Origin of the sequence: Coraliomargarita parva (assembly GCF_027257905.1) — a bacterium.
Lineage (GTDB): Bacteria > Verrucomicrobiota > Verrucomicrobiia > Opitutales > Coraliomargaritaceae > Coraliomargarita_A > Coraliomargarita_A parva.
Genome location: NZ_JAPZEI010000004.1, coordinates 26,415 through 42,595 on the forward strand (window position 1 = coordinate 26,415; position 16,181 = coordinate 42,595).

Here is a 16,181-nt window from a genome sequence, read left to right on the forward strand (position 1 = left end):
AAAAATCATAACACCCAAAGGATACAGCTATGAAAAAAACCATAAAAACCCTCTGCCTCGCCGCCTTGGCGATGCTTACCCTACTCCCCTCCATGGTATCCGCCAAAGACGGCCCCGTCCGTGTCGCAGTGCTCATGTACGGCATGAAGGCTGAATTCGTCCAACTCATGGAACGCGCGGCCCACGAATTCCCCGGCGTGAAGAGTGGCGACGTGGTACTCACCATTTACGACGGACGCTATGACCCCCTGGTCCAAAACAACCAGGCCGAAACCGCAATCCGCACCGGTCATGACGCCATCATCATCAACCCGATGGACTTCAACGCGAACATCGACGTGGTAACCATGGCAAACGATGCCGGCATCCCCGTCATCGTGACAAACGCACGCCTCAACACCGACAAGATGACCGCCGAGGTCGTCTCGGACGACGTCGAGGGCGGCTACCTCGAAGGCAAGGCCGTGATTGAAGCGATGGGCGGCAAGGGCAGCGTCGTGATCCTGGAAGGCCCGAAGGGCGGCTCCGGCGAAATCCAACGCGGTCAAGGTATCGAGAAAGCGATCGCCGAATACCCGGAAGGCGCCATCAAGATCCTCGAGCGCAAGACAGCCAACTGGTCCCGCGCGGAAGCCCTCCCCCTGATGGAAAACTGGATCATGAAACACCGCAGCCGCATCAACGGCATCATCGGCCAGAACGATGAAATGGCCCTGGGTGCCATCGAAGCCGTCGAAGGCACCGGCGGGAGCGTATCCGACTATGCCATCGCCGGCATCGACGGTGTGACCGACGCGATCCACGCAGTCAAGGAGGGCAAGATGACCTCGATCCTCCAAGATGCCAAGGGCCAGATGCAAGGCTCGCTCGACGTCGCACTGCGCCACGTACTGGGAGCCGACTACAAGCCGCAATCCGAGATCTGGAAGCAATACGAAGGACAGCTCGAATGGAATGACGGCCAGTCCAAGCGCTATGACATCCCCTGGACCGTTGTCACCACTAAGAACGCCGACCAGCTCCTCGAGATGCGCAAGTAAGGCGGCGAGCCTCGGATCGACAGTTCATTCATCAAACAGCGCCTCTTCCGCAAGGAAGGGGCGTTTTTAAACTCCGCACACCTTACAACACAAGCGGCGCGAGACGCACCGCCTCCGTTCTTACAACACAACGGAGGCTGGACATCCTGCCCTGCCCAACTCCGCACAGCCTGACAACACCAGCGGCGCGAGACGCACCGCCTCCGTTCTTACAACACAACGGAGGCTGGGCATCCTGCCCTGCCAAACTCCGCACACCCTGACAACACAAGCGGCGCGAGACGCACCGCCTCCGTTCTTACAACCCAAAGGAGGCTGGGCATCCTGCCCTGCCCAAATCCGCACACCCTACAACACCAGCGGCGCGAGACGCACCCCCTCCGTTCTTACAACCCAAAGGAGGCAGGGCATCCTGCCCTGCCCAACTCCGCACACCCTACAACACCAGCGGCACGAGACGCACCCCCTCCGTCCTTACAACCCAACGGAGGCAGGGCATCCTGCCCTGCCCAACTCCGCACAGCCTTACAACACCAGCGGCGCGAGACGCACCCCCTCCGTTCTTACAACACAACGGAGGCAGGGCATCCTGCCCTGCCCAACTCCGCACACCTGACAACACCAGCGGCGCGAGACGCACCCCCTCCTCCGTTCTTACAACCCAAAGGAGGCAGGGCATCCTGCCCTGCCCAACTCCGCACACCCTGACAACACAAGCGGCGCGAGACGCACCCCCTCCGTTCTTACAACACAACGGAGGCAGGGCATCCTGCCCTGCCCAACTCCGCACACCCTTACAACACCTGCGGCGCGAGACGCACCCCCTCCGTCCTTACAACACAACGGAGGCAGGGCATCCTGCCCTGCCCAACTCCGCACACCCTACAACACGAGCGGCGCGAGACGCACCCCCTCCGTTCTTACAACACAAAGGAGGCAGGGCATCCTGCCCTGCCCAACTCCGCACACCCTACAACACCAGCGGCGCGAGACGGATGACGTCCGAAATGCCAGAATTACTTAGAATTGGAATAAGCATATTGAGTCGCTTAGAAGCGAAAAAAACGCCACTGCAACCGACGGCTACAGTGGCGTTGAAAGTAATTTAGACTGGTTTTAATTAGGAAACCATTTCCGCCTTGGCGGTCTCGTAGGCCTGAAGGGCGCACTTGGCGCAGGCATCACGGACATCCGCGAAGAAGTCGTTGCCCTTGTCATCGACCAGGATGTAGGCGGGGAAATCTTCCACTTCGATCTTCCAAATGGCTTCCATACCCAGTTCCGGATATTCGAGCACTTCCACGTTCTTGATGTTGTGCTCGGCCAACAGCGCGGCCGGGCCCCCGATCGAGCCGAGATAGAAACCGCCGTGCTCCTTGCAGGCATCGGTCACCTGCTGGGAACGGTTACCCTTGGCCAGCATGATCATGGAACCGCCGGCAGCCTGGAACGGCGCCACGTAGGTATCCATGCGGCCCGCCGTGGTCGGCCCAAAGGAGCCGGAGGGCTTGCCTGCCGGGGTCTTGGCCGGACCGGCATAATAGACCGGGTGGTTCTTCATGTATTCCGGCATGCCTTCGCCGCGGTCCAGACGCTCCTGCAACTTGGCATGGGCGATATCACGGGCCACCACGATGGTGCCGGTCAGGGAAAGCGGCGTCGCCACCGGATATTTGGTCAACTCGGCCAGAATGTCCGCCATGGGACGGTTAAGATCGATCTTCACCGCCTCCTTCGGCTTGGCGATTTCAGCCTCGGCGGGGATAAAGCGGCCCGGGTTTTGCTCGAGCTTTTCAAGCCAGACGCCGTCCTTGTCGATGCGCGCCTTGGCATTACGGTCGGCCGAGCAGGAGACACCGATACCGACCGGGCAGGAAGCCCCGTGGCGCGGCAGGCGGATCACCCGGATATCAAGGGCAAAATACTTGCCGCCGAACTGGGCGCCGTAGCCCATCTTTCGGGTGTATTCCAGCAACTTGGCCTCGAGCCCCTTGTCACGGAAGGCCTGACCGTGCTCATTGCCCACAGTCGGAAGCTCGTCGTAGTACTTGGTCGAGGCAAGCTTGACCGTCTTCATCGTGGTCTCGGCGGAGGTGCCGCCGATGACGATGGCGATGTGGTACGGAGGGCAAGCGGAAGTCCCCAGCGTACCCATCTTCTCGATACAGAACTTTTCCAGATTGGCGGGATTCAAGAGTGCCTTGGTTTCCTGGAAGAGGAAAGTCTTGTTGGCCGAGCCCCCACCCTTCGCCACGAAGAGGAACTCATACTTGTCGCTGTCGGTCGCGAGGATGTCGATCTGGGCCGGCAGATTGCACCCGGTATTCTTTTCCTCGTACATGGAAAGTGCCACGGTCTGCGAATAGCGCAGGTTCTCCTGGGTGTAGGTGTTGTAGACCCCCTCGGAAAGCGCTGCCTCGTCGCCGCCGCCGGTCCAGACGCGCTGTCCCTTCTTGCCGAGAATGATGGCCGTGCCCGTGTCCTGACAGAACGGCAGGACCTCATGGGCTGCGACCTCGGCGTTGCGCAGCATAGTCAGCGCAATCGTGCGGTCGTTTTCGGTCGCTTCCGGATCCTCCAGAATGGCGGCCACCTTCTCCAGGTGCTCCGTCCGCAACTTGAAGGCGACCTCCTTCATAGCCGTCTGGGCCAGATAAGTCAGCGCCTTCGGATCCACCTTCAGGATCTTCTCGCCCTGGAAATCGACCTGCTCGACGAATTCATTCGTCAGCAGACGGTATTCGGTTTGGTCCGGGCCGACCGGGAATTGCTTCTGGAAGTGGAATGGAGGCGGTGGTTTAGCCATGGCTTAAATCTTATACTGGTTTAAACTCGAATTAGAAAAATTAACCAAAAGATGCAAGCGCGAATCCCGGAATCAGTTCCGCAAATCGCTGCTCGCCCAGCTTCAATTAAAGGAACGGCCGCAACCGCAGGTATTGGTCGCATTGGGATTGCGCACCTCAAAGCCCTTGCCGCTCAAGCCATCGTCAAAATCGACCTCGCTGCCGTCGAGGTATTCGAAGCTCGTGGCGTCGACCAGAAAGGCGACCCCCTGACTCTCAAACTGCTGGTCATCCTCCTTCTTGGCATCAAAGGACATGCCGTACTCAAAGCCGGAACATCCCCCAGCCTCCACGAAGATACGGAGGAGCTGATCCCCGGCCGCTTTTTCCGCCTGCAACTTTTGTATTTGCGCTGCCGCGCGTTCGGTCAATGTAATCATGCCCCCGAAGAAAGGCTTGAGGGGCCAAAAGTCAATCTGCACACGACACGAAGCTGGCCCCGAAGCGGGCTACAGCAGATTTCGTGCTAGTTTTCGAAAACGGCTTGCGATTTTTTTCACAGGCACCTATAAAACGCGACGATGGCCAAGATGAAACACATCTTCAACGAGCTCCATATCGAGCTGACCCGCTGCATTGCCGAAGGCGGGATGGGTGTGGTTTACGAGGCCCTCCAACGCGGCGCCGGCCAATTCACCAAACGCATCGCGATCAAACTGATCCGCGAGGAATACTCGCGCATCGCGGAATTCCGCAACAACTTTGTGGGCGAAGCACGGCTCGTAGCCGACCTGATCCACACCAACATCGTACAGACCTACCATCTGGGCGAGATCAGCGGCCAGTACTTCATGAGCATGGAGTACGTGGACGGCGTCAATCTGGAGGATTTCATCAAGCGCCACAATGAAACCGTCCAGGAGGTTCCGGCCGACCTGGCCACCTTCATCATTTCACGCATCTGCCGGGGACTGGCTTACGCGCACCAGAAGTGCGACTCGGAAGGCCGGTCGCTCAGCATCGTACACCGCGACGTCAACCCCCGCAACATCATGCTTGCCTGGGAAGGCGACGTCAAACTGACCGACTTCGGCATCGCGAAAGCGCTCGACCTAATGTACAACGAGGAAGGCGAAGTCATCGCCGGGAAGGACGAATACCTCTCCCCCGAGCAAGCGCGCCGCGAAGTAACCGACGCCCGGGCCGACCTATTCAGCTGCAGCATCGTGCTGACCGAGCTTCTGCTAGGGGAAAACATCTTCGAGGCCGAAAGCGAGGAAATGACCCGGCGCAACATACTGGAGATGAGCATCCCCGACTTCTTCGAGATGCGCCCCGAGATCGACCCACGCTTGAACGACATCCTGCACCTCGGATTGACCCGCAACCGCGACAAACGCTTTCAAAGCGCACAGAGCATGCTGACCGCCCTGGAGCGATTCATCTATGACGACGGCTACGGCCCGACCAATGAAAAGCTGGCACTCTACATGCGCGACCTTTACAGCGACGACGGCGACTTTGCCGCCGATCGCTGGAATTCAGGCACCACCCCAGGCCTAGGTGAGGAGGAAACAAACTAACAGCGACCATAACGCCTGAGGACCATGAGCTCGCAAGGATTCCAACAAGTACAAAAACAAACGCAGTCCCTAGTACTGGCGCCACAACTGCGCAATTCACTAAAGATACTGCAAGCACCCGCAATGGAACTGCGGACCTCGATTCTGGAGGAACTCCAGGCCAATCCCTTATTGGAAGAACTTCCGATCGACGGGATCAGCATCGAGGAACAACGCGAATCGATCAACGAGAACGAACGCGACGCCGACACCGAACTCGATTTCAACGCCGAGGACTACAGCGTGCTCGAACGCATGTCCGAAGACATGCGCGAGCAGTTTTCACAGGAGAACAGCGGCAAAAGCTACACCAGCGAGGACGAGGAGCGCCGCGAGCACTTCATGAACTCGCTGACCGAGAGCGTCTCCCTCCAGCAACACCTGATCGAACAGGCGGAAATGACCGACTGTTCCGACCAGGAACGCGACGCACTACTCTATCTCATCGGCAGCCTGGACGACCACGGCTACCTGACCGAAACGGTCTCCAACATCGCGCTCACCAGCCGCATCCCCTACGGGGTCGTGCAGAAGGCCAGCCAAACGCTCAAAACCTTCGACCCGGCCGGCATCGGAACGAAGGACCTGCAGGACTGCCTCGTCACCCAGCTCGAGCTCAAGGGCCGGGGCACCTCGCTGGCCGCACGTATCCTGCGCGACCACTTCCAGCTGCTGGTCCGCCGGCGGATTCCCGACATCAGCCGGAAGACGGGCACCACGACAGATGACGTACAGGACGCCATCATCGAAATCGGCACACTCGAACCCGCCCCTGGCAAGCGCTTCGCGCCCGATTCCAATACCGTAATCGAGCCGGACGTGACGGTCTACAAGGACGAGTACGACGAATGGCGGATCGAGCTGAACAACGATTACATCCCGCGCCTGCGCATCAGCAACACCTACAAGGAACTCCTCGCCCGGGGCACGCTCAACAAGCAGGAGAAGGACTTCATGCTGGAACGCATGCGATCCGGAAAATTCCTCATCAACTCAATCGAACAACGCCAGCAAACGATCGAGCGGATCACACGCGAGATCCTGCAATTCCAAAGCGAGTTTTTCGACGAGGGCGTTTCCAAGCTGCGCCCACTTACCATGAACACGATCGCACAGAACGTGGGCGTGCACGAAACCACCGTCAGCCGGGCCATCGCAAACAAGTACATCCGGACCCCGCACGGCGTCTTCCCCTTCAAGTACTTCTTCACCCCGGGCTTCACCTCGGCAAACGGCGAGTCCGTCTCCAACAAGACCATCAAGGACATGATCTCGCACATCATTGAACAGGAGAACCCGGCCAAACCGCACAGCGACCAGAACATCGTCAACCTGCTCAAGGAAAAGGAAATCAAGATCGCCCGCCGAACCGTGGCCAAGTACCGGGAAGAGCTCGGCATCCTCCCCACAAACCTGCGCCGCCGCTACGACTGAGCAATCGGCGCAAAATGAATACCCGCCCGGGCACACACCTCAAGGACCGCCTCCATCCCGTCTCCAGGCCCCAATACGGAAAGCTCTCGAAACATCGTTTCCATCGCGGAGGGCGTCGTCATGACATCAAAGACCGCCGGCACCTCACCGACCGATTCCCAACTATGGGGAATCCCACGCGGCCCGAACACAACATCCCCCGGCGAAGCCATGATCACTTCCCCCTGAACGATGATCTGTAGTTGGCCGGCATGCACCATGAAGGTTTCATCTTCATGGGCGTGCGTATGCGTCGGCACAATCGAACCGGGCACCGCGGTGACCCGGTAAAGCGTAAAAGCACCCCCCGTCTCGGCGGAGGTCAGTAAAAAAGCGGTATCCGTCCCCATAACAGGATAGGAGTCCGCCGTAGCATGAGAAACTTTGGTAGCCAGCATAGTAAGACGATCGGTAGATAGATCGCCCGGACAAGAACACCCGAGCGATGCTGACGTTCTTTGACACAGTTATCAAATTAGACAAGCCAGCGTTTATTCAAAAATAAAAAAAACAGCCCGGACACATCCCGGGCCCACGCCCGACAATCACCCGACCAAGCCAAGAACCTCGCTCCCGACGGCATCACACAACAGGCGCCCCTCCAAGGTCAGCCGAATGCGACTCCCCTCACACACCAACAGGCCCTCCGACTCAAGACGCGACCAGAGCGCCTCCAGAGCCCGCCCCTCTGCCGCCGGATAGCGCGCTTGCAATACCGCCAAATCCACACCGGCGTTCATGCGCAAGCCAAAGACGATCGCATCGGCATAGAGTATCGAGTCATCCAGCGCGACCACCTCCTCGCGCGCAGGCCGACCGGCCTCCACCGAAGACGCCCATAGATCCAGGTTCGCAGGTCGCTGGTAGCGTTCCCCCGAGAACTGACTCGCAGCGGACGGTCCGCAACCGATCCACTCCTGCATGCGCCAAGTATTTATATTATGAATACATTCTGAGCCGGGCTTCGCGAAATTCGAGATCTCATACTGAGCGTAGCCCAACGCTTCCAGCCACTCCCAGCCTTTCCGGTAGAACATCAATTCACGATCCTCATCAATGCACACCTTCCCCTCGGAAAGCTTCACATAGAGCGCGGTATCCTCCTCAAAGGTCAGACAGTAGGTGGACAGGTGATCGGGACCGAGACGTGCCGCCTCCCGGATCGCCGCTTCCCATTGGTCCAGCGTCTGGTTTGGTATGGCAAACATCAGGTCCAGATTCGTCCGCTCAAACCCGGCAGCCTGCACCAGATCCCAAGCCTTATAGATCTGATTCGGGCGGTGCAACCTCCCCAGCGACGCAAGCAGGTCCGCATCAAAGCTCTGCACCCCCATGGAAATACGGGTCACCCCGAGATCGCGCAGCACCCGAAGCTTGTCCGCCTTGACCGTCGAAGGCGCCATCTCGATCGTCCACTCCTGCGGCGCCCGCGGCAGACGCGCCAGCATGGATCGTCCCAAACGCTCCAAATCGGCCGCCGCCAACAAGCCCGGCGTACCGCCGCCCCAAAAGACCGTTTCCACGACACGCCCCTCAGGCAGACCGGCAAACTCCATTTCCATCGCGGCAAGATAGCGTTCAAGGTCGCCCCTGCGCGGCTTTTCCTGATAGAAGGCACAAAAATCACAGGTGGACGCACAAAACGGGACATGGCAGTACAATCCGAGCGCGGTCGACGCCGGAACCTCATTCAATCGCGCTTTTACTTGCGGGTCCATACCGAGGCGCCTACCTTCCGAGAGAATCCATGAAAGCCAAGCGCATTTTCCTTCTCGCCCTCACTTCAAGCCTACTGCTCACCTCCGCCTGCAGCGTCCGAATGGCCAACATGACGCCGGCAACCGTGCCGTCGAACCCCTCCGGGCTCTACACCCTCACCCTCAAGGCGGACATCGCCAACAAGGCAATCGATCCACGCACCCTGGTCGCCTACGTCGTCATTGACGACGAAAAACACATGATGAGCCGCAGCGAGCTGGGCGGCGCCTTTTTTGACTACGATTACGATATCCCCGACACGCGCACGAACGCCCGCTTTTACTACATCGTCAACTACCGCCTCAAGACACTCAACGGCGAACCTGGAGAGCTCAGGGAGCTCATTTCCCAGGAACATGAATTAAACCTGATCGACCGCTACTCCATCAGCCTCGACGCGGACCGGGCCCCGGTCGGCACGGAACTGGCCGTACTCGGCCGCGGATTTAAAAGCGGCGACATCGTCTACATCGGCGGCACCGAGGCCAGCACCCGGTTTATTTCCAGCAACAGCCTGCGCTTTAAGGTTCCGGCACTCCAACCCGGCAGCTATTATGTGGAAATTCACAGTGGCGACCGCGTCGATCCGGCCGGCATGTTGCGCGTCGACAAAGGCCTCCCCATTCGAGTCATCCCGGAAAGCCTCGAACTCAAACCGGGCGAGAAGCAAGTGATCGTTTTTGCGCTGGAAGATGCCGCTCCCTACGGAGGCCTCTACCTCGATGTGACCACAAATATTCCACAAAGCGTCATTATGCCCGAAGTGCTCATCCCCGAAGGACAGCGCACCGTCAATGTCACGGTCGAAGGCGGCACCCCCGGCAAAGGAGAGCTTTACATTCGCAGCCAGCGCAACAACGGCGAACTCAGCATCCCCGTGCGCGTGCAGTAATACCGATTCGATTTGTTTTAGTAGGATTGAAATTGGTAGCGGCGCGTGTCCCCACACGCCACAGGCCTTTGTGCTACCTCTTCTCATAATTCTTGGGCATATAGCAGAGGGCGAGCTCATTGCTGGCAAGGCGGGCGCCTTCAGTTGGGTCGAGACCCTGCTGGAGGCACTCATATGCTTCTCCCGCGGCGTTAGCCGGACAGACAAGCACCTAGGTACATTCCTGACCGGCCGCCTTGCGAGGTGAAGCAAATCAGCTACACCATATACTCAATAATTACGAGAAGTGGTATAAAAAGCACCGCATACAACACCGCAATGGCGGCTAGGGACAGCCGCCGCTACCATCGGGCGACCTATTCTACCATATTTTTTTTCGAAATGGTATAAGTTGGAGAAGCGGCATTAGCCCATCATCCGACTCACGCCGGACGCGGCACAAATGAGAGTCCGCGCTGAGCTCGCTCGCGCCCTGAGCGCTCTGAAACGCGGCTCCAAAAACAAAAAATCCCAGCGCAGCTGCACTAGGAACTTCAATTTGTCTGGTATTACCAGACTCCAGAAACAAAATGGCGCGTTCCCTACCCCTAAGGAACGCGCCAACCATTGTCTACTTTATTCTGTTACCCCAAACTCCCTTGCGGGAGAAATTGTTGATGTTGCTAATAAGAAAAATAAAACTGCGGCTCGCAAGCATTATTTTCGAAAAAGTGATTTTTTCTTACTTCACTTATAGTGCCTATAAGATTCACTTATTCGCAAAGCTTTGGAGCAAAGTGGCGCGAGGCCTACCCCTAAACCTCGCGCCACACTGTTTTCTGCTTTGTCTTATTACCCCAACTCCCATACACGGGAGAAATACTAAAGAACTGAGTACTATATAACACTAAGCATGCCAATCCGGTTCCGGTTCACTTTTTTTAGCAGCTCTCCCCCTAAATCTTTTCCACGGTGAAATTTTCCAAACAAATCGACGATATGATTGCCGATTTCCGAGGCCTGCCCCGGGACGGCGAGAGTACATCGTCCCGCCGCGTACCGGTCGCCCTGGAAAACCTGATCGTAGTGCTGGAAGAGCAGTACAAGCTGGAAAAGCCCAGCCCGGAGCGGAGCCTGGTGGAAAACTGGGAAGCAATTTTTGGTCCCAGTCTGGCCGCCCGCTGTCATCCGGTCCGCATCAAGAACGGGACCTTGGTCATTTCCGTGACCAACCCCACCCTGCGCTCGGAAGTCAATTTCCGCAAACGCGGTATCCTTAGAAAGATCCAGGAGCTGGACTACTGCGCGGACATTACTGACATCGTGACACGCGGATAGGGCCAAAGCTTAGCGCGCCTGCAAAAGCACCGGAATGATCTTTTCGGCGACTCGCTGCCCCATGCGCCGGTAGCCCTCACCATTCGGATGCAGATCATCCGGAAGCAGATCCGCCTCGTCTTCCCACAGGAGTTCACGCCCCTCGAAGAAAAAGAGCTTTTCATCTCCCAGCTTTTTCAACGCGGCACAGGCAAGCCGCAGCTGCTCGCGATATTGCTCAAGCGTCATACCTGAAGCATTGGGTGTGCCTTCGCGGTGGCAGGCAAAAATCGGCGTAATCAGTCCGACCGGGGTTTCGGGGTGCTTCTCCCGGACCAGTTGAACCAAGCCGATCGCCGCCGCGGCAAAAGTACGATCGTTCATTGAAGCACGACCATAGACATTAATGCCCAGCTTGAGCGTAATGATATCTGCCGGAAGGTCGCGAATCAGGCGTCCCAGCATGGGCTCAAGATGACAATTCCCACCATAGCCCAAATTCGTCAACTGGAGGTCATGCGCGCGGGCCGCAACGGCCGGCCAGGACAAAGCGGGGCTGGTTGCCGCCGCACAGTGAGAGATCGAACTGCCGTAGGTCACCCAGCGCAGTCGCTCGTCGGCGACCGGCTCCACGCTCGCCCCCTCCGGCACCACAAAGGACTGAAGATAGAGTTCCGAAAAAACCGGCAACCAGATCTCGTAGACCTGAGACGGTTCCAGCCCGGTAAAGCGAACCACGCCCGCATCCAGATCCACCGGCACCGTGGCAAGCAACTGCCCATCAGAGACAAGATCAAAAACAGGCGCAGCCTCATGCACCGAGATCACCTTCACCTCAAGTTCGAGCTCCGGACTTGTCGTCTTAAAGCGCAGGCGTACCCCGGCGGTGCGGCCGGCCTTATCCACCAGTTCACCGTGCGTGGCATACAGGGGCAGATCCCCGACGGGCAAACGCCAAGGCCGCAAACCGGCGTCAGCCGCCTCGCAGCTGACATGCCCTTGTAAGTATGACTCGGTAACGGGGATTTTCTTCATAAGCGCAGGTGTATCTGATTTAGGCATACAAACACAATCCCGGCGCAGACTTTTGCACCACAAAAAACGTTCAAACTGTTAAACGTAGCCGGTTCTAACGGGCCTCAGCCAGGGCCGATACCGTTTCAGAGGCAAGGAGCGCAGCCGCATGCTTGGCAAAATGCCCCCGCAGGTCACGGCTGTAGGCCTTAAGTATCGCACTCCCTACACCTTCCGGGTCACCACAACAGTAAAGCGCACGCGCGACATGCAACTCACGCAGGGCGTTATTACGGGCCTCGGTTTCAGTCAGGTTCGCATTCACGCTCGACTTCGCATCGATCAAGCGGGTGCGGGCGTGTCCGGTCAGACCGGGCAAACGGGACAGGGCCAGCAAGCGCTCCGGCACTTCATCCTTGGACGCCTTGGCATACAAGGCTTCCGACGCCATACCGACCGCACGAAAATGTGAAAACTCGGAATCGGCAGACAACTCGGTCATCTTCCGCAGCAGACAATCCCAGGCAGCGAGATCCGCGCAGGTTCCCAAGGCCACGATCAAACTATCCAGCTCGGACATGCTCATGCCAAACTGCCCCATACCGGTGTAGTTCCAGCCCTTGTCCCAATTGCGGCCATCGATGGCTTCGATCAGCTCTTTCTGGGCGACAACATCTCCCATCAGCCCCAACAGTTCGGCATAGCGAAGGCTCTTACGGTCCCGGCGTCCTCCGAGCGAAAGATAGGCTTCGCGAAGATAGGCATGACTGCGGGCCTGCTCGTGCAGGATCAGTGCAACCCCGCGGGCCACATCCCAACCGGATTCGATCTGTTCCTTCAGTACGGAATCCGCGACCGGAAAACTGTCACTATCCGTCAAAACCCGTTCCGGCAGGCAACCGGTCTCAACCAGATGCTGCTGCACTTCCCGGATGTCGAGTTCCCGAAGCGCCTTGCCCGTACGAGCGGCCATTGCCGCCATATACCCGGCCGCATAGCCCTGGTTCTGAACATCCGGCTGCATCCGGATGACGGGAATGGCATCCCGGTGGGCACTCACCCCCAAGCCGGTAACAAGCACCCCTTCCAGCCCCTTCGGTAGGAGCGCCCGCAAGGGTACGTCCGCCCAAAGCGGCGTCTTGTCCGGCGGAATCACCATAAAGCTCGGGTCCACCGTAAAGCCGTGCGTGTCGAAGTTCGATGTCGCCACGCAAATCGTATCCGGGAAGCGGCGCTGGAAAAGAATATCCACCGCAGACACGCTGAGGTCTCCGACGATCTGCCGACGCTCACGGGAATCCACCAATTCGCCGGAGTCGAAATCATCCGGGAACTTGAGACGCGAACTGACAAAAAAGGCGGTTGCATCAACCACATCGGTATCATCGGAAAAACCGTGGTCCGAGTTATGGTATTCACGGCCCGGCTTCATCCCGGCCAAGCCAGTGCCTTGGACCGCCACGTGATCCTTGCTGATCACACAGGTCGGCGCCCCCGCGGCGGCCGGAATATCCGAACAGCCGGTGCTGTCGACCACACAGGCGGCCTTGACCAGACCGAAGCCATAAGGCCCGGCCACAAGCACACCGCGGACCACCGAATCGACCACCCAGGCACCCACGCAAATCGTATTAAACCAGTAATCGCTCCCCTCGCCCGATCCGGTCTTCAAATACCACTGCGCCTTGACCGAAGCCGTCCAGATCTCGGTCGACTGGGCAACCGACTCCTGAGGCTCCAAGGCATTGACCCCTTGATCGATCTCCGAGGTGAAGCCCACTCGATTCCCGTGCCAGTACTTGGCGATCTGCCCCACCGTGCCCACACCACCGAGCGCCGAACAGGCTTCGAGCACCAAAGTACGGGCACCGGCACGAGCCGCTCCGATCGCGGCAGGCGCCCCACCGGTACCGCCGCCTACGACCACCACGTCGTAGTCGGCAAGAACGGGAACCAGATTCGGCTCATAACTCACTGCCGCAGCCACTCCGCCCCAGCCCCGCAGCCCCCGGCCGAGCGATTTGATGGCGCCCTCGCTGACCGGCTCCGCCTGTGACAGGGAAAACGACATTTGAGCGACCGACTGAGAGGGCAAGAATGCCAGTACCTGAGATCCCAAAGCCGCGCCTGTTTCCATGGCCGCCACAGGGTCGGCAAAGACCGCTTCCTGGCCGCCCGCCAAGCGCATCGATTCCGATAGAGCCAAGAGGCCGGGCTGTACCATCAGATCCTGTAAGACCGGCCGAGCACTAACACAAGGCAGCTGCGGACGCAGCATGGTTTGGTGGCGATATTCCGTCGGCACCCAAAGATCACGAGTCAGGCCAGTCAACACTGCGGACACTGCCTGGGGCGAACCAGTACCGAAATCAACCTCCGTGCGATAGCGGCGAGCCGAAAGCGTATAATCCTCCATAGCGTAGCCCGGAAGCTCCTCGACCTCAAGACCGGGCACCGCGCCACCTTCCCCGTCACAAAGCGTCACCCAATTGACCTGCTGCACCCCCTCTAAACGATGCAATGCATCCACTCCGGCCTGGGCCAGGAACTGCCCATCCACCGATGCATCCACCACAAGACGGGCCCGGATTGCCTGACGCCCGGCACGGTTGGCAATCACCGCTCCGGTCACGCAGCCTTCCACATCCCGAAGCACACCGGCCGGTTGCGCGTTAAACAGGAAATCGACTCCGGCTTCGACCAGTGCCTGTTCCAACACAAGCTTTACCTGCAAGGGGCGCGGCGGCCGACTGCCATCGCCAAACACATCCGCAACCAGCTTCTCGGCACTCGCGGCCGATTCCGGCCAATAACGGCACAATCCACAAATATCTTCTCCCAGGTAGGAACGGGGCGCCACCAGGTACACATTGAGTCCCGAAGCCGCAGCTTCACGGGCAAAGCTCACAGCGGCTGAAGCGCCACCGATAACAAGGACATCCACATCCTGGATCAAAGGCAGCGTGTTGGAGGCATTTTCAGACGAATCAGCGTTCATGCCTCCAAGCTGTCCACGATCGACCGGACAGACCAGCAGAAAGACCTATACAAAAGCACCTTAAAATTGTATATTCTACTCATCGCATGTCGCAAAGCAGCTTTCAAAAACCAAACTATCTATTAGGTGCAACCTATGATGCGCCTGTCCACCCAGCATACTCCAGACAAGCCCGCCACACGGAAGTATACTACACTAGCTGGTATATTAATAAGGGTCGCGTGCTCATCGAGCAATCCGGAGAACGCATCATCGGAGAGTCAGGGAACTGGATCTTTTTTGATCCGATGTGCCCGCGCGCGCACCGATTCGAGGACCAGTCGGAAATTGTATCGATTCGCTTTCAAATTCGCTGGCACGGCCTCGATTACCTGCCCCCGCTCATCCCCGTGCGTGTCGAACAAGACGAAGCGGATTCACCACTGCTACGGGTGTCACGGCAACTCTGCCGCCTCAACCCGAAAGTCACGGAAGGCAAGCCCGCCCCCCTACAGGCGGCAGACTATTGCCATCAACAAGCGGTCTTCTACGAATGGCTCAGCCTCTGGCATCAACTACGGGACCGACAAGCGCCGGAAACAGGCCTGGGCCTGGAAGACCCCCGGGTCTTCACGATCATGGACTACTACCGGGACCGGATCAGCATTCAACCAATCGATTTTTCCGCGCTGCAACAGGCCGTGCAACTCTCGCGGCCCCAAATCAACCGGATCTTCAAGTCCGGTACGGGCCTAAGCCTCCACCAATGGCTGGTCTCGCGTTGCCTGGACGAAGCACAAAAAGAGATTCGCAAGGGAAAACTCTCGATCAAGGAGATCGCAGCCCAACTACAGTTCTATGATGCCGCGCACATGACACGCTGGTTCCGAACCCAGACCGGACGTTCCCCCTCCGAGTGGCGTGCGCTGCAGTCAGAGGCGCACTAGCCGACCGGGTACTTCCGCTTCCTATCGCTTTGAGGGAAGTGCCGCCGCATACAGCACCAGCAGGCAGTTCACACCGGGCACCAGCAACAGAATGGAAAGGAAAGGATGCTTACCGGCGTCCTTCAGGCGCTTGACCAGCTGCATGAGCAGAACGAAACAGCAGAGTAGAGCCGTAACGAGGGCCACGAAATAGCCCAACGGCTGATGGTTACCATGGTGCCAATGCCCAAAAAAAGTATGGGAGGCAGCATAGACAACGAGGACCAGGGCTGCGAGCAGCACACAGCGTACGATAAAAGGCGCACGACCGAGGCGCCCCTCGGAACTAAAGAAGGCAATCGACATGGTAGGTAGAGGGTTGAGGTTTGAGCGATCT

Annotated in this window: 13 protein-coding genes; 6 read left to right on the forward strand and 7 right to left on the reverse strand. The window is 58.4% G+C overall.

Translation table 11 applies throughout. The annotated features are described in order from the left end of the window. Positions 1-29 precede the first annotated feature (29 nt). On the forward strand, positions 30-1,040 hold the full coding sequence (locus O2597_RS06615; protein ID WP_269523474.1) for a substrate-binding domain-containing protein: 1,011 nt from the start codon (positions 30-32) through the stop codon (positions 1,038-1,040). A gap of 1,120 nt (positions 1,041-2,160) precedes the next feature. Here O2597_RS06615 and O2597_RS06620 read toward each other — a convergent pair. After that, entirely contained in the window at positions 2,161-3,846 is a 1,686-nt protein-coding gene (locus O2597_RS06620) for a fumarate hydratase (RefSeq protein ID WP_269523475.1), read from the reverse strand. A 102-nt stretch (positions 3,847-3,948) separates the two neighbouring features. Beyond that, positions 3,949-4,266, reverse strand: coding sequence for an iron-sulfur cluster insertion protein ErpA (gene erpA / locus O2597_RS06625; protein WP_269523476.1), 318 nt, complete (start codon positions 4,264-4,266; stop codon positions 3,949-3,951). Between the two features lie 141 nt (positions 4,267-4,407). Between erpA and O2597_RS06630 the strand changes: the two genes are divergently transcribed. After that, positions 4,408-5,409, forward strand: a complete 1,002-nt coding sequence (locus O2597_RS06630; protein ID WP_269523477.1) for a serine/threonine protein kinase — start codon at positions 4,408-4,410, stop codon at positions 5,407-5,409. A 24-nt stretch (positions 5,410-5,433) separates the two neighbouring features. After that, entirely contained in the window at positions 5,434-6,882 is a 1,449-nt protein-coding gene (rpoN, locus tag O2597_RS06635; protein WP_269523478.1) for an RNA polymerase factor sigma-54, read from the forward strand. On the opposite strand, the gene O2597_RS06640 is transcribed toward rpoN, so the two are convergent. Further along, positions 6,873-7,271 carry a cupin domain-containing protein gene (locus O2597_RS06640; RefSeq protein WP_269523479.1) on the reverse strand — a complete coding sequence of 133 codons (399 nt, stop codon included), beginning with the start codon at positions 7,269-7,271 and terminating at the stop codon, positions 6,873-6,875. The genes rpoN and O2597_RS06640 overlap by 10 nt on opposite strands. 195 nt (positions 7,272-7,466) lie before the next feature. Continuing rightward, on the reverse strand, positions 7,467-8,639 hold the full coding sequence (hemW, locus tag O2597_RS06645; protein ID WP_269523480.1) for a radical SAM family heme chaperone HemW: 1,173 nt from the start codon (positions 8,637-8,639) through the stop codon (positions 7,467-7,469). A 29-nt stretch (positions 8,640-8,668) separates the two neighbouring features. Here hemW and O2597_RS06650 point away from each other — a divergent pair, with 29 nt between their 5' ends. Together O2597_RS06650 and O2597_RS06655 are read left to right on the forward strand one after the other, a co-directional pair. Then, a complete protein-coding gene (locus O2597_RS06650) occupies positions 8,669-9,571 on the forward strand; it encodes an IPT/TIG domain-containing protein (RefSeq protein WP_269523481.1) in 903 nt (300 codons plus the stop codon). Positions 9,572-10,522: 951 nt separating this feature from the next. Next, positions 10,523-10,888: a DciA family protein gene (locus O2597_RS06655; protein WP_269523482.1), complete on the forward strand. Its 366-nt coding sequence runs from the start codon at positions 10,523-10,525 to the stop codon at positions 10,886-10,888. A 9-nt stretch (positions 10,889-10,897) separates the two neighbouring features. Here the strand turns inward: O2597_RS06655 and O2597_RS06660 are convergent, their stop codons facing one another. Together O2597_RS06660 and O2597_RS06665 are read right to left on the reverse strand one after the other, a co-directional pair. Next, entirely contained in the window at positions 10,898-11,902 is a 1,005-nt protein-coding gene (locus O2597_RS06660; RefSeq protein WP_269523483.1) for an SGNH/GDSL hydrolase family protein, read from the reverse strand. Positions 11,903-11,996: 94 nt separating this feature from the next. Next, positions 11,997-14,879 (reverse strand): FAD-dependent oxidoreductase, encoded by a 2,883-nt coding sequence (locus O2597_RS06665; RefSeq protein ID WP_269523484.1) that lies wholly within the window; start codon positions 14,877-14,879, stop codon positions 11,997-11,999. A 221-nt stretch (positions 14,880-15,100) separates the two neighbouring features. On the opposite strand from O2597_RS06665, the gene O2597_RS06670 reads away from it, so the two are divergent. After that, on the forward strand, positions 15,101-15,805 hold the full coding sequence (locus O2597_RS06670) for a helix-turn-helix domain-containing protein (RefSeq protein WP_269523485.1): 705 nt from the start codon (positions 15,101-15,103) through the stop codon (positions 15,803-15,805). Positions 15,806-15,826: 21 nt separating this feature from the next. Here the strand turns inward: O2597_RS06670 and O2597_RS06675 are convergent, their stop codons facing one another. Next, positions 15,827-16,150: a DUF805 domain-containing protein gene (locus O2597_RS06675; protein ID WP_269523486.1), complete on the reverse strand. Its 324-nt coding sequence runs from the start codon at positions 16,148-16,150 to the stop codon at positions 15,827-15,829. Positions 16,151-16,181 lie beyond the last annotated feature (31 nt).

Coding starts and splice junctions, on each gene's coding strand:
- O2597_RS06660 (WP_269523483.1), bottom strand. CDS start 11,902: ATGAAGAAAATCCCCGTTACCGAGTCATACTTACAAGGGCATGTCAGC.
- rpoN (WP_269523478.1), top strand. CDS start 5,434: ATGAGCTCGCAAGGATTCCAACAAGTACAAAAACAAACGCAGTCCCTA.
- O2597_RS06650 (WP_269523481.1), top strand. CDS start 8,669: ATGAAAGCCAAGCGCATTTTCCTTCTCGCCCTCACTTCAAGCCTACTG.
- hemW (WP_269523480.1), bottom strand. CDS start 8,639: ATGGACCCGCAAGTAAAAGCGCGATTGAATGAGGTTCCGGCGTCGACC.
- O2597_RS06665 (WP_269523484.1), bottom strand. CDS start 14,879: ATGAACGCTGATTCGTCTGAAAATGCCTCCAACACGCTGCCTTTGATC.
- O2597_RS06640 (WP_269523479.1), bottom strand. CDS start 7,271: ATGGGGACGGATACCGCTTTTTTACTGACCTCCGCCGAGACGGGGGGT.
- O2597_RS06620 (WP_269523475.1), bottom strand. CDS start 3,846: ATGGCTAAACCACCGCCTCCATTCCACTTCCAGAAGCAATTCCCGGTC.
- O2597_RS06630 (WP_269523477.1), top strand. CDS start 4,408: ATGGCCAAGATGAAACACATCTTCAACGAGCTCCATATCGAGCTGACC.
- erpA (WP_269523476.1), bottom strand. CDS start 4,266: ATGATTACATTGACCGAACGCGCGGCAGCGCAAATACAAAAGTTGCAG.
- O2597_RS06675 (WP_269523486.1), bottom strand. CDS start 16,150: ATGTCGATTGCCTTCTTTAGTTCCGAGGGGCGCCTCGGTCGTGCGCCT.
- O2597_RS06615 (WP_269523474.1), top strand. CDS start 30: ATGAAAAAAACCATAAAAACCCTCTGCCTCGCCGCCTTGGCGATGCTT.